Source organism: Nonomuraea rhizosphaerae (assembly GCF_019396405.1).
GTDB lineage: Bacteria > Actinomycetota > Actinomycetes > Streptosporangiales > Streptosporangiaceae > Nonomuraea > Nonomuraea rhizosphaerae.
Window position 1 is genome coordinate 1 of sequence record NZ_JAHKRL010000107.1, and the last position, 13,441, is coordinate 13,441.

A 13,441-nucleotide genomic window follows, 5' to 3' on the forward strand; every position below is an offset into this window, starting at 1 on the left:
GGTGGGCGGGACCAGCGGGGGACCGCCGCGGTGCAGCACGACCCCCCACACGCCGCCGCCCGCCAGCGGGACGGAGCCGGCCGCCACCCCGGCCGTCGCCGCCGCGGCGACCAGCGCCGCGATCAGGGCCAGGACCAGCCAGTACGGCAGGCGCCGCGCTGTGGCGACAGCGATCACGTGAAACTGGCCGGGTGGAGCTGGCGGGCCAGCGCCTCGACGCCCTCGGGCGCGCGCACGCCCAGCACCGTGGACGACAGCGGCAGCACCGCGAACCGCTGCGCCTTGATCGCGGGCACGTCCTTGAGCGCCGGATTGGCCAGCAGGAACTTCTTCTTGTCCGCCACCGTCCGGTCGCCGTAGTCGTAGATGACGATCACGTCGGGGGCGCGCTCGGCGACCTGCTCGAACGACGCGTCGCCGTACGCCTTGGGCAGGTCGGCGAACAGGTTCACCCCACCCGCCCGGGTGATCATGTCGTTGCCGATGCCGGCGCCGCCCGCGGTGAAGGCAGTCTTGTCGCCGCTGTCGTAGACGAACACCTTGACCGGCTTGACCTTGCCGATCTTCTGCTCGACCCCGTCCAGCACGCCGCGGAACTCGGTGACGCGCTGCTCGGCGCGGTCGCTCACGCCGAAGATCCGGCCGATCGTGCGGACCTCCTCCTCCAGCAGGTCCATGGTCACCGGACCGTTCGGGCATTCCTCCGTGTTGAGGAAGGAGTTGATCCCGGCCTTGGCCAGCGTCTCGCGGCTACGCCCCTCCTTGTCGTCGAACGCGCTGCTCCAGCCGCCGTAGACGAAGTCGGGCTCGGCCGACAGCAGCGCCTCGTACGAGGGGTACTCCTTGGCGAGCACCTTGACGCTGTTGTAGGCGGCCTCGTACTGCGGGGAAATGCGATCATCGAGATAGGCCGTGCCGGCCATCGACTTCTCCAGCCCGAGCGCGAGCATGATCTCGGTGACGTGCTGGTTCATCGTGACCGCCCGCCGCGGGGCCGCCTGGTAGGTGGTGCTCACCCCGCAGTTGGTCACGGTGAGCGGGAATCCCGCGCCGGAGGCCTGGGCGGCCGGAGGCGGGGAGGCGCCGGGCTGAGAGTTGCCGCAACCGGTGACCAAACCGGCGATCAGCAAGACGAGTACCAGGAGCGGGAGGGGGACCGAGCGTCGGCTCGTCATGGGCAGAACCTTTCCTGACCGGCATGACGGGGCGGGATCGCTGGAGAATGCCCGCGCCACGGGCAGCGGGAAAGGCGTCACGCCGTACGCACGACATGGCGACCACCGTCCTCTCTTGGGGAGATCCGCCCCAATTCCTTCGAGGAGGCGACCGCGTGAGTCTCCTGGCTCTCGGGTCGACGCTCACCCCGGCCTTCCCACCCTGGTCAGGGCAGTGGCCTTGCTTCGGGGATCGCTCACCGATCACAGTGGCGGGACCGCGCCGGATTCACACCGGCTTCCTCGTTCCGCCGTCGCCTTCGTCCGGCATCGTCTCATACGCGGGCTTCCGCCCCCAGGGCGTGTCGGCTGGCGGGTTCCCGCCATGAGTCATCCGCGGACGGCCCACAGGCGAATAACCGGACGCGTGCCGGATGCGAGCGGACCGTCACCACTCGGCTTCTCCCGCAAGCCCATTGACCGTTCTCCCGGCTCCGCTTACCTTACTTATTGCGAATAACTCGCAATTGCGAGATTCATGCAAGCTATCCACGAGGAGGCTGACCATGGCACATGTCGCATTCGAAGAGATCGAGGACCTCACCGTCTGCGTGAGGGCGCACACACCGGCAGTCGACACCGAGTTCGCCTGGAACGAGGACGACTGACACGTGATCGACCGCGGGAGGCCGCAGGCCCGGGTCTCCCGCACCCCGACCGCACGACTCCGGAGGCCTGCCGGATGACCCTCCCGCTCCGCATCGCCCCCGGACACCAGCTCTACCCGGGCGCCGACGGCATCTGGCGCTGCCAGGAGCCCGACGGCCGCGTGACCCGCATCCTCACTCCCGGCGCGCTCATGCGGCGCCTCCCGCAAGCCCTGGCCGGGACCATCCCGATCGACGAGGATCTGGCTGACCTGCTGCGAGCCCTGGAGGAACGCGGGATCCTCACCCGCCAAGAGGCCCCCGTTCTCCTGGCCGACCGCGTCGTCCACGTCGTCGGGGACACTCCCGTCGCCGACATGACCGCCGCTCTCCTCCAGCCGCAGGTCAAGGTGGTACGCGGCCCGCTGGAGTCGGTCGAGGGCGTGGACCTGGTCATCGCCTGCGAGGACTGGCTCCCTGACACCGAATGGCAGCGCATCGACCGGTTGTGCGCCGGCGTTCCCTGGCATCGCTGCCACACCGACGGACTGTCCTTCCGCATCGGGCCGTGCACGATCCCCGGCCGCACCGCGACCTACGCCGACACCCGCGCCCGCCGGCTCGCCGCCGCCCGGCTGCCGGACGAGCTGCTGACGCTGTGGCAACGGCTGGACTCCGGCGACCACCTGTCCGGCCATCCATGGACCGCTTCGAGCCGGGTCGCGGCCGGGCTGCTGGCCGATGACGCGCTTGCGGTCCTGTCCGGGCGTACGGCCCCGAGCGAGGGCCACCAGCTGATCGTCGGCGCCTCGCTGACCCGCCATCCCGTACTGCCGCTGCCGAGGCCCGGCTGGGAGTGGAGCGCCTCGCCCGAACAGCTCGTGGATCCCGAGTTCGGGCTGATTACGCGGGTGGTGCGCGAGCGCGGCGCGCTGGACGCCTGCGTGATCTACCGGGCTTACGTGGCGGCTACCGACCGGTTCGCGCCGTGGAAGGCCGACCGGGTGGCCGGCGGCGCCGCCTTCGACGAAGGCCAGGCCCGCAAGGCCGCCATCGGCGAGGCGGTGGAACGCTACTGCGGAAACGCCGTCCCCAACGATCTGATCCAAGGCAGCTACGCCGGGCTGGACGTCGAGGCGATCGATCCGCGGGAGCTCGCCCTGTACGCGCCGCACCAGTACGCGGCCCCCGGCTTCCCGTTCACCCCCTTCGGCCGCGAGCTGGCGGTCGAGTGGGCGACGGGGCGCGATCTGGCCGGCGGCCAGGAGGTCCTGGTGCCCGCCCCGCTGGTCTACCTCAACCACACCCGCCCGCCGCACACCAACATGCACGCCAATGCGGGCATCGCCGCAGGCCCCAGCCTGGAGCGAGCCGAACGCTCGGCGCTGGAGGAGCTGTTCGAGCGCGACGCGGTCACGCTGTGGTGGCTGCGCGGCGAGCAGGCCGTCCGCTTCACCCCTTCCGGCTCGGCCGGTCCGGTCGCGGAGGCGACGAGCCGCGGCTTGTCGGTGACCTTCCTGGCGATCCCCTCACCGTTCGGCGTCCCGGTCATCGGGGCCTTTCTGGAGGATCGCGCTCGCCAGGTCGTCGCGTTCGGCACCGCCTGCCGGGCCGATCCGGAGACGGCGGCGGCCAAGGCGTTCACCGAGGCGGTGGTCTCGTACACGATGAGCCTGGGCCTGCTGGACGGCGACGCCCCGCTCTGGCGCACTGCCGATCATCCCTACCGGCCGTTCCGCGCCGACCGGAGTTATCGCGACGCCTTCCGCCCCGACTGGCATGACCTGACCGACCTGGAGCTGAACCTGCAGCTCTTCCTCGACCCACGCATGCAGGGCCCGTCGCTGGACCGGCTACGCGATCCTCGCCCCGGCCCGCCGCCTGAGCCTGTCGACCCCGGCGACCACGTCAAGCGGCTGTCGGGGGCGGGACTGCGGGCGGTGGGCGTGGATCTGACCACGCCCGACGTACGCGCCACCGGGCTGCGCGTGGCGCGGGTCGTGGTGCCCGGCCTGTACGGCAACGCGCCCGCGGCCTTCCCCTTCCTCGGCGGATCCCGGCTCGGTAAGGCCGCCGACGAGCTGATCCTCGATCCCCTTCCCTTCGCGTGAGGAGTGCTTCTGAGATGCGGATCGGACTGGCCCTGGGCTACCACGGGGAACCCATGACGGAGATCCTGCCGCTGGTCGAGCACGCCGACCGGGTCGGCGTGGACTCGGTGTGGAGCGTGGAGGAGTACGGCGCCGACGGGGTCAGCGTGCTGGCCTACCTGGCGGCCAGGACCGAGCGGATCAAGCTCGGCACCGGCATCCTGCAACTGGCCGGCCGCACCCCGGCCAACACCGCGATGACCGCGCTGACCCTGGACATCCTGTCGGAGGGCAGGCTGCTGCTCGGGCTGGGCGTGTCGGTGCCGTGGATCGTGGAGGGCTGGCACGGCGTCCCGTACGGAAAGCCGCTGGCCCGTACCCGCGAGTACGTGGAGATCCTGCGCAAGGCGATCCGCTGCGACGATCGAGTCACCCACGACGGCGCGTACTACCAGCTCCCCTACCAGGGCCCGGACGCCACAGGACGGGCCCGCCCGGTAAAGGCGCTGCTGGACCCGGTACGCACCACGATCCCGACCTACCTGGCCGGCATCGGGACGGGCATGGTGCGCCTGGTGGGGGAGATCGCCGACGGCTGGCTGCCCGGCTTCTACTCCCCGGAACGCGAATCCGTCATCACCACACCGCTCGACGAAGGACTCAAACGCTCCGGCCGCGACCCGGAAGCCGTCGAGATCACCGTGATCACCCATGCCGTCCGCACCCGCGACCTGGACAAGGCCCGCGACGAGCTGCGCCCGCTGTATGCCGCCTACCTCGGCCCGGACGTGCCCGGCGTCCGCAACACCTACTTCGACCTGGCCCGCGAGATCGGCTTCGAGGCCGAAGCCGAGACGATCCGCGCCCACCACCGCGAGGGCCGCCGCGCCGAGGCGATCGCCGCCGTGCCGGACGCGCTGCTGGACGAGGTCGCCCTGCTCGGGCCGCTGCCGCGGATCGTCGACCGGCTGGCGGCGTGGAAGGAGTCGCGGGTCGGGACGCTCGCCCTCATCACCCGCGACAGCAAGCTGCTGGAGGCGGTCGTATGAGACGTCTGCCGACGCTGATGGCGGCGCTGGTCGCGGCGCTGGTCGCGGCGCTGGTCGCGGCGCTGGCGCTGACCGCGTGCTCGCAGGCGCCGGCCGCGCGACCGGCGGACCAGGCCACAGCACAGGAGACTTCCGCCACGCGACAGGCGGCACCCGCCGCCCAGGCCGGCTTCCCGGTCACCATCACCAACTGCGGGCGCGCCCTCACCTTCGACAAGCCGCCCGCCAAGGTGGTGACCGGCTACCAGCCCGCCCTGGAGACCCTGCTCGCGCTCGGCCTGGGAGACCGGGTCGCCGCCCGTACGAGGTTCTCCGAGAGCGCGTTCCTGCCGGGGCAGAAGGAGGCGTACGACAAGATCACGGAGATCTCGCCGTCGATCATGCTGCCGCAGAAGGAGGTCATGCTCGCCCAGGGCGCGGACTTCGTCCTGGACAACACGATGAGCAGCTTCGACGCCGCCGGCGGCTTCGCCACCGTGCAGGAGCTGAACACGGCCGGCACCCCCGTCTACATCATGGGCAACTGGTGCAGCCCCGAGGAGACGCTGAAGTTCACCCTCGACGACACCTTCACCGACCTGCGCAATCTCGGCGCGATCTTCGGCGTCCCGGACCGCGCCGACAAGCTGATCACCGACCTGCGGGACAAGCTCGCCGACGTACGCAAGCGCGTCAGCAGCAGGCCACCGGTCAAGGTGCTGGCCACCGACGGCGGCAAGGGCCCGGTCAACGCCTACGGCGGCGCCGGCCTGACCAACCAGATGATCACCGAGGCGGGCGGGGTGAACGTGCTGGCCGACGTCAAGGGCGACTACACCGAGGTCAGCGTCGAGAAGGTCAGCGCGGCTCAGCCCGAGGCGGTCCTGGTCAGCGACTACGCCGAGCTGCTCGGTGAGAAGATGCCGAACGCGCAGGCCAAGGCCGCCGACACGTTCGCCATCGCCAAGGACAGCCCCGCCGCCAAGGCCAAGCGTTTCCTCGCCGTGCCGGTCGCAGCCCAGCACCCCGGCTACCGCAACATCCTGGCCATCGTCGACATCGCCCGCTTCCTGCACCCCGACGCCTTCACCCAATGATCACCCGCCCGCCTCCTGCCCACCTGACCGCACAAGCGCATGCTCGGACAAGGCGCCAGATCCGGGCTCAGCTCGGCGAACTGAACGCCGAAGCCGCCCACCCCCTCCAGGCCTGCGAACTGCTCACCTCCGGCATGCTGATCCGGCCCGCAGACAAGCGGGCCAGGTGTGGCGGGCGGCATAGGCCCTCATTCAGGCCGCGTCGCTCCGCATCTGGTGCATGGTGATCGGAGACAGCCCTTCCAGCGCCATCACGACCCCGGGATGACGCAGCAGCGCCCGGCGAACCACCATGTCGGTGGCCAGCAGAAGTGCCAGATGACGGACGGCATGCGCGACCACGTTGCCCACCTCCACCCGCTCCGGCGTCGGAGTTGCGGGCGTGCTGCCCTGAGCGATACGCAGGACAGCCAGTGCGTCAGCGGGCAGCTGCGGCTTCGGGTCCGGACACACCGCATAAGTGAGGATGACTTGTCCTTCGCGCCGATAGCGCCAGCTCGTGGAGTGCACGACAGTGGACGATTCCTCCCGCGGCAGTTCGCAGCTGCGACGGACGGCCTCGTCGGGACTCTCGCCGGCTTCGGGTACGACCAGGATGCGCCGGTACGACCAGCCGCCCGCCTGATCCACCCGAAGCATGATCGTCTCGACCACGACCGGCGCGAGATCGGGCGTCCGCACCGTCACGAATCGTCTCGTCATCATCGTCTCCCCACACGCTATGTCCCTCAGGGACGCCCTCTCGTGGACGTCCCACTCGCGTGATACTTCGCCCCGGGACCCGCTACGGACGACGGAAGGCAACCGCCATAGATTTTCAGCTGCCAAATCAATGCAGCTTCCATCCCCGGAGGCGGCCGACGCCGAAGCACTCGGCACGAGAAGGCCACCGCGGATGACGTACGGACCTGCCGCCATGACCGAAGGAGGCCCTCATGCCCGACACCAGCCCGCCGGTGCGGCGGTCGCTGTTCCTGCACGCGCCGATCCGGCGCAGGCCACGCGTGGTCCTGGAGCAGATGCTGGCCCTGGTGGATGACGACACCCCGCCCGACGGCCCCGAAGGGCCCGTCGCGGTGCTGGAGCGGCGGCTGGCCGACCTGCTGGGCAAGGAAACCGCGCTGTTCTTCCCCAGCGGCACGATGGCTCAGCAGAGCGCGTTGCGCGTGCACGCCGACCGGCTCGGCCGGCGCACGTTCGCCGCCCACCCGCAGTCGCACCTGGACGTGTGGGAGGAGCAGGGCTACAACGCCGTCCACAGCCTGCGGATGCGCCGTACCGGCGACCCGCACGAGCTGATGACGGCCGCCGACCTGGAGGCGATCGGCGAGCCGCTGGCGACGGTCGTCTGGGAACTGCCGCAGCGCGACATCGGCGGCCTGCTCCCCGAATGGGATGATCTGTGCGAGCAGGTCGCGCTCGTACGCGCCACCGGCGCCGCCGCCCACCTGGACGGCGCCCGGCTCTGGGAGGCCCAGACCTACTACCAGCGCCCCTTCGACGAGATCGCCGCCCTGTTCGACACCGTCTACCTCTCCCTCTACAAAAGCCTGCAAGGGGTGCGCGGCGCCGTACTCGCCTCCGACACGGCCACCATGAAGGTGGCACAGGTGTGGCGGCAACGACTCGGCGGCGGCATCCGCGACGCCTGGCCGCTCGCCCTGGCCGCGCTGGTCCACCTCGACACCCTGGCCGATCAGATGCCCGCCTACCGCGAGCACGCCATCGCCATCGCGACCGCGATCAACGCCGACGGCACCGCCCGCGCCTACCCCGACCCACCGCAGACCCCGCTGTTCCACATCCACCTGCCCGCCGACCGGCGCGCCGTCGAACAGGCCGGCCAGGCGATCCTCACCGAACACGGCATCCAGCTCTGGGGCCGGGTACGTTCGGCGTCCGAGCCCGGCCGATGCGCCTTCGAGGTCAGCGTCGGCGAGAACGCCATGGAGTTCAGCCCCGACGAGGTGGTCGCCCTCCTACACGACCTGCTGGCCCGCGCCACCTCCGCCGCTTACGTGCCGTCACGGCCGTAACAGGCGAGGACGACCAGCACAGTGGAAAGGGAGACGACCAGAAACCGCGCCTGCCCCCGATGTCCGTATCTGCATCGTGATGCTACACGCGCCGGCCGCCCCTCCTTCTCCGCCTGCGTGATCTGTAACGCGGCGAGGCGCACTTCACGGACAACGTCGTCCCCGAGATCGACAGACGGCTCCAGCAGATCACCGACCAGGAGCAGGAAAAATTGGCGGCCGCACTGAGAGCTGCCCCAGAGGACTACACGAACGCCAAGAAGATCGGCGGTATCTACCATGCGACTTTGGGTGAGCGAGTACTTCAAGCGGGTGGCGTTCGCAGCCGGTCTGCCGCCGATCCGTTTCCATGATCTCCGGCATGGCGCGGCCACGCTCAGCTTTGCGGCGGGCAATGACATGAAGACCACGAGCGCGATGCTGCGCCACTCGTCTCAGGCGATCACGTCGGATACGTACACGAACGTGCTGCCGGAGCTGACGCACGCGACGGCCGGAGCGAGTGCTGCCCTGGTCCCGCACTGCCGTCGTGAGGGACCGTCCGAGACCGAAGGTCTCCCCTAGCCGCCCTGCCAAGCCATCAGATTCTCGGTCAGCCAAGAACCGCAGGTCTCAGGCTAGAAGTAGGCGCGCCCTGCAGGATTCGAACCTGCGACCGTCGGATTAGAAGTCCGGTGCTCTATCCAGCTGAGCTAAGGGCGCTTAAATTTGCCGTCTGACCAGGATATTCACTGACCATATGAGACGGTAGCATAATCGTGCACCGATCCAACAGTATCGGATTTGGAGGGCCCATGGAGCGATCCCGGAGACGGCCCCGAAGACAGGCGCCTCCTTCGTCTCCCCTGCTCGACCTGGTGCCCTCCTGGGAGCTGTCCTTGCGGGCGGCCGACAAGTCGCCCGGGACGATCCGGAGTTACCTCGACAGCGTACGCGTCCTCGCCCTGTTTCTCTCCGAGCGTGGATTGCCGGTGGAGGTGGAGGCGGTGGAGGCCGCGGGGGTGCGGGCGTTTCTTGATGACAGCACGGCGACGACCAGCGCGGGGAACGCGCACAAGCACTTTCGGAACCTGCGGGTGTTCTTCAACTGGGTGATCGCTGAGGAGGAGCGTACTGCGGGGACGCCCATGGAGGGGATCGATCCACCCAAAGTGGGGCATCGTCCGGCTGAGTTGTTGAGTGAGCGGGAGTTGGAGACGCTGCTGGAGGTGTGTTCCGGGGGGTCGTGGGTGGATCGCAGGGATACGGCGATCGTGCGGGTGCTCATGGACAACGGGATGCGGTTGTCGTGGTTGGCGGGGCTGCGGTACTGCGGGGGCAATGAACAGCAGGCCCCAGATGAGCAGGCCCAGGATGAGCAGGTGGGGGATGTGTGGTTGGGGCGGGGGTTGTTGCGGGTCCTGCGCGGCCAGTCATCGCCTCAAGATGGGGGCGGGCAGGATGTGTACCTTGCGCCGATAGGGAGTCGGACGGCTGCGGCGATCGACCGGTACGTGCGGGCGCGGGCTCGGCATCCGCACGCGGCCTCTCCCTGGTTGTGGCTGCCGGTACGAGGGATCACGGCCGAGGGCGGGGAACGGCGGCTGACCGCCACGGGCATCCAGCAGATGCTGGAACGGCGGGGGCGCGAGGCGGGGATCGCGGGGCGGCTGCATCCGCACCGGTTCCGGCAGACGATGGCCGACGGGTATCTGGAGGCCGGCGGGGATCCCGGGGAGTTGATGAGGATCGCCGGGTGGAAGAGCGCCGAGGTGGTGCGGAGGTACGCGGAGGCGGCGGCCAGGTCCGAGTGAGGGTCTTGGGCGGCGAGGTCCGGGGAGGCCACTAGCCTGCCGGGTTCGAGTGAGGCCCCTAGCCTGCCAGGTCCGAACGAGGAACCCCTGAGTGGCCAGGTGCGAGTCAGGGGCCCCTCAAAGGCCATGTCCAGGTGAGGGGACCCCTATGTTGAGCGAGGCGTCGATCTCCGGACAAACAGGGACGTTCTCACCGGTCCAGAAACGGGTGCGACGGTCAGCTCGTCAGGGCGATGACCGCCCACATGAACGCCGCCCCCGCCACCGTCGCCACCAGCGTGGGCGCCGTGGCGCGGTTGGCCGCGTGGGCCTCGGGCAGGATGTCGGCCGTCGCCAGATACAGCAGGAACCCGGAGAACAGCCCCAGGTAAGCCTCCAGCACCCCCTCCGGAATGGTGATCAGCGTCGTCAAAGTGGCCCCGGTCACCGGGGCGAGGGCGTCGAGGACGAGCAGGGTCAGCGCCCGCCGTCGCGCGTTCCCGTACAGGGAGGTGATGGTGTAGGTGTTGAAGCCGTCCGTGAAGTCGTGCGCGATGACGCCGATGGCGACCGCCACCGCCAGCGTGCTGTCGCTCTGGAACGCGGCGCCGATCGCCGCCCCGTCCAGCAGGCTGTGGACGACGAGCCCGGCGCCGGCGACGAGGCCGACTCCGGCGTGGGTGTGCCGGTGGGAGGCGTAGTCGCCCTCGTGGGCGTCGTGCATGGCCATCGAACGTTCGGCGACGTGGATGCCCAGGAACGCCAGCGCGAGCATGAGCATCGGCACCGGCACCCCGCCGAGTGTGGCCGCGTCCGGGGAGAGCGCCTCCGGCAGCAGGTCGAACGCCACCACGCCCAGCATCACGCCCGCGGCGGCGCCGAGCACGAGGTGGCGGCGTTTCTTGACACGGTCCGCGACCAGCCCGCCGAGCAGCGTCATCAGGAAGGCAGCCAACGACAGCAGGATCGGCATGGAACTCCACGCTAGGGGTTGCGGGACTGCGGCACAGTAAAACGCCAGGCGGGAGCGGTGTAAAAGGGTCTAAGCTGTCGTGGCATGTTCGCGACGCTCCTGCACGAGGTTCCTTTGCAGGGCGGGGACGTGACAGACGGGGTGGTCCGGGTCGGTGACACCGTGCGCAGGCCGGCGCGCCCGTCGACGCCCGCCGTGCACGCATTGCTCCGCCATCTGGAGGCGGCCGGGTTCGAGGGCGCGCCCCGGGTGGTGGGCATGGACGGGCTCGGGCGCGAGATCCTCACCTACATCCCCGGTACGACCGGCCTCACGATGGCGACGGTCACCGACGAGGCGCTGGTACGGCTGGCCGCGCTGCTGCGCGACTTCCACGACGCCACGGCGAGTTTCCCGCTCACGCTCGACGGCTGGGAGGGCGGCTCGAACGACGACGCCGCCCCGGAGGTCGTCGGGCACTGCGATCTGACCATCGAGAACGTGATATTCCGCAACGGGCTGCCGCATGCGTTGATCGACTTCGATCTGGCGCGGCCGACGACGCGGCTGTTCGACATCGTCACGACGCTCAGGCACTGGGCGCCCATCGCCGACCCGGTCGATCTTCCTCCGCTGCAGCGCGGGCTGGACGTCGGCACGCGGTTGCGGTTGTTCTGCGACGCGTACGGCGTGCCGCCCCGGGAGCGGCGACGGCTGCTGGAGCTGTCCAGGCTGCGCTTCCACCGCTCGTACACGGTCATGCGCGAACGCGCGGAGGCGGGCGGGAGCTGGGCCAGGATGTGGGCGAGCGGCGCGGGCGAGCGGATCCGCCGCGCGACCGCCTGGCTGGACGCCCACGAAGATAGGCTGCATGCGCATTTGGTGTGAAAAGTCGGGCTTGTCCGCCCGCCGTGGGCCCTCCGCTCCTCGTGGGTTTTCCGCCCGCCGTGGGCCCTCCGCTCGTCGTGGGTTTTCCGCCCGCCCCAGCTCCCCCGCCCGGTCGGGCTCCGTCGCACGCCCTCTCGGGATCGCGCTCGGCGTCGCGCTGGACGCCGTCCTCGCCGACCCTCGCACCGCCGCCCATCCGGTCGCGTTGTTCGGGCGCGCGGCGGCCAGGCTGGAGCAGGCCCTGTACGGCGACGCCAGGCGGAACGGCGTCGCCCACGTCGTCCTCTGCGTCGGCGCCGTGACCACGCTGGGGGTCGCGGCCGAGCGAACCTCCGATCCCACGGTACGCACGGCGCTGACGGCCCTGGCCACCTGGGCGGTGCTCGGCGGCACCACGCTGGCCCGCGAGGGCGCCTACCTGGCCACGGCCCTGGAGAACGGCGACCTGGCCAGGGCCCGCGAACGCCTCCCCCACCTCTGCGGCCGCGACCCCTCCCACCTGGAGCCGCCGGAGATCGCCAGGGCCACCGTCGAGTCGCTGGCCGAGAACACCTCCGACGCCGTCGTCGCCCCTCTCCTCTGGGGCGCCGTGGCGGGGATCCCGGGACTGCTGGCGTACCGGGCGATCAACACGCTGGACGCGATGATCGGTCATCGTTCGCCCCGGTACAAGCGGTTCGGGTGGGCGGCGGCCAGGCTCGACGACGTCGCCAACTACTTGCCCGCACGCGTGACGGGGCTGATCACCGTACTGGTGGGTCCCGACCCGGCGCAGGCGCTGGCCGTGCTGCGGGACGACGGCCACCGCCACCCCAGCCCGAACGCGGGCCGGTGCGAGGCCGCGTTCGCCGGAGCGCTCGGCCTCACGCTCGGCGGCACGAACGTCTACGGCGGCAGGACCGAACACCGCCCGACCATGGGCCACGGCCGCAAGCCCGGCATCGGCGACATCCGGCGCGCGGCCCGGCTCACCCGGACGGTGAGCCTGACCGCCGCCGGCCTCGCGGTGCTGACCGCCTGGACCCTGCGCCGCCGCCGACAAGCCTGAGGCAGGCGCCAACAAAGCTGAGGCAGGCCGCCGCGGCCGAGCTTGATGTGGCCGAATGCGGCTATGTCAGGGTTTGCAGGTTGGTGACGAACCAGAAGACAACAATGACGATCAGAGCCACCCCGAACATGACCTTCAGCGAGCTTCCCTGAGTCGGCCTTTTGATCGGAACGGCCCTCATGGAGTGCCGCCACGCCTGACGCGCCGACACCATCGACTGAAAGCGCCGACCCGCCACGAACAGGGCAAATGCGATGATGATGAATAAAACGACAATGCGACTATCGGACGTATCCATTGAGTCGCTCCTCCGGAGTCTGAGGAGGTGTGCCCCCGCACGAGTTGGGAACCTAACAATACTCAGATAGGCCGCTTTGGGAAGTAATTACCGTCACCATCTTATTTCCGCAGTAAAGAGCAGCAACGCCGACGATCAGCCTCATACGAGGCCGTTGCGGCGGGCCAGGGCAGCGGCCTCGACCCGTGAGCCGACGCCGAGCTTGGCCAGGATGTTGGACACGTGCACCCCCGAGGTACGCGCCGAGATGAACAGCCGCTCCGCGATCTGCCGGTTGCTCAGCCCCTCGGCGACCAGCCCCAGCACCTCCAGCTCACGCGCCGACAGCCCGGGATCGGAGGTGAGGCTCACCCGCCCGGCGGCCGCCGCGGCGGCGGCCTCGCTCCGCAACGGCCCCGACCCCCGCCGCTCCCCGCTGGCGGGGGGCTCAC

General features: G+C 70.1%; 13 protein-coding genes, 1 tRNA gene and 1 riboswitch. Of the genes, 8 read left to right on the forward strand and 6 right to left on the reverse strand.

The window, feature by feature from the left end:
• Window positions 1–173: 173 nt before the first annotated feature.
• Window positions 174–1,175 carry an ABC transporter substrate-binding protein gene (locus KME77_RS05310; RefSeq protein WP_219462538.1) on the reverse strand — a complete coding sequence of 334 codons (1,002 nt, stop codon included), beginning with the start codon at window positions 1,173–1,175 and terminating at the stop codon, window positions 174–176.
• 142 nt (window positions 1,176–1,317) lie between these two features.
• Window positions 1,318–1,497: riboswitch (cobalamin riboswitch) on the reverse strand.
• Window positions 1,498–1,896: 399 nt separating this feature from the next.
• On the opposite strand from KME77_RS05310, the gene KME77_RS05315 reads away from it, so the two are divergent.
• From KME77_RS05315 to KME77_RS05325, 3 genes are read left to right on the forward strand one after another with little or no spacing between them, the layout of a single operon-like run.
• Window positions 1,897–3,912 carry a YcaO-like family protein gene (locus KME77_RS05315; RefSeq protein WP_219462539.1) on the forward strand — a complete coding sequence of 672 codons (2,016 nt, stop codon included), beginning with the start codon at window positions 1,897–1,899 and terminating at the stop codon, window positions 3,910–3,912.
• A gap of 14 nt (window positions 3,913–3,926) precedes the next feature.
• Window positions 3,927–4,940, forward strand: coding sequence for an LLM class F420-dependent oxidoreductase (locus tag KME77_RS05320; protein WP_219462540.1), 1,014 nt, complete (start codon window positions 3,927–3,929; stop codon window positions 4,938–4,940).
• Window positions 4,937–6,016 (forward strand): ABC transporter substrate-binding protein, encoded by a 1,080-nt coding sequence (locus KME77_RS05325; protein WP_219462541.1) that lies wholly within the window; start codon window positions 4,937–4,939, stop codon window positions 6,014–6,016. Before KME77_RS05320 ends, KME77_RS05325 begins: the two co-directional genes overlap by 4 nt.
• A 192-nt stretch (window positions 6,017–6,208) precedes the next feature.
• Here the strand turns inward: KME77_RS05325 and KME77_RS05330 are convergent, their stop codons facing one another.
• Window positions 6,209–6,718, reverse strand: coding sequence for a hypothetical protein (locus tag KME77_RS05330; protein ID WP_219462542.1), 510 nt, complete (start codon window positions 6,716–6,718; stop codon window positions 6,209–6,211).
• Window positions 6,719–6,951: 233 nt separating this feature from the next.
• On the opposite strand from KME77_RS05330, the gene KME77_RS05335 reads away from it, so the two are divergent.
• Both KME77_RS05335 and KME77_RS05340 read left to right on the forward strand, forming a co-directional pair.
• Window positions 6,952–8,052: a threonine aldolase family protein gene (locus tag KME77_RS05335; RefSeq protein ID WP_219462543.1), complete on the forward strand. Its 1,101-nt coding sequence runs from the start codon at window positions 6,952–6,954 to the stop codon at window positions 8,050–8,052.
• A 291-nt stretch (window positions 8,053–8,343) separates the two neighbouring features.
• Complete coding sequence (locus KME77_RS05340; protein WP_219462544.1) at window positions 8,344–8,616, forward strand: tyrosine-type recombinase/integrase; 273 nt, start codon at window positions 8,344–8,346, stop codon at window positions 8,614–8,616.
• A 64-nt stretch (window positions 8,617–8,680) separates the two neighbouring features.
• On the opposite strand, the gene KME77_RS05345 is transcribed toward KME77_RS05340, so the two are convergent.
• A tRNA-Arg gene (locus tag KME77_RS05345) sits at window positions 8,681–8,754 on the reverse strand.
• A gap of 176 nt (window positions 8,755–8,930) precedes the next feature.
• Here KME77_RS05345 and KME77_RS05350 point away from each other — a divergent pair.
• A complete protein-coding gene (locus KME77_RS05350) occupies window positions 8,931–9,845 on the forward strand; it encodes a tyrosine-type recombinase/integrase (protein ID WP_219462545.1) in 915 nt (304 codons plus the stop codon).
• A gap of 217 nt (window positions 9,846–10,062) precedes the next feature.
• Here the strand turns inward: KME77_RS05350 and KME77_RS05355 are convergent, their stop codons facing one another.
• Complete coding sequence (locus KME77_RS05355; protein WP_219462546.1) at window positions 10,063–10,797, reverse strand: ZIP family metal transporter; 735 nt, start codon at window positions 10,795–10,797, stop codon at window positions 10,063–10,065.
• Between the two features lie 84 nt (window positions 10,798–10,881).
• On the opposite strand from KME77_RS05355, the gene KME77_RS05360 reads away from it, so the two are divergent.
• Window positions 10,882–11,664 carry a phosphotransferase gene (locus KME77_RS05360; RefSeq protein ID WP_219462547.1) on the forward strand — a complete coding sequence of 261 codons (783 nt, stop codon included), beginning with the start codon at window positions 10,882–10,884 and terminating at the stop codon, window positions 11,662–11,664.
• A gap of 10 nt (window positions 11,665–11,674) precedes the next feature.
• Entirely contained in the window at window positions 11,675–12,712 is a 1,038-nt protein-coding gene (locus KME77_RS05365; RefSeq protein ID WP_372451137.1) for a cobalamin biosynthesis protein, read from the forward strand.
• Window positions 12,713–12,773: 61 nt separating this feature from the next.
• Here the strand turns inward: KME77_RS05365 and KME77_RS05370 are convergent, their stop codons facing one another.
• The gene (locus KME77_RS05370) at window positions 12,774–13,010 is read right to left on the reverse strand and encodes a hypothetical protein (protein WP_219462549.1); all 237 of its coding nucleotides are present in this window, start codon (window positions 13,008–13,010) and stop codon (window positions 12,774–12,776) included.
• A 141-nt stretch (window positions 13,011–13,151) separates the two neighbouring features.
• A partial coding sequence (locus tag KME77_RS05375; RefSeq protein ID WP_219462550.1) for a response regulator transcription factor occupies window positions 13,152–13,441 on the reverse strand: 290 nt, incomplete at its 5' end.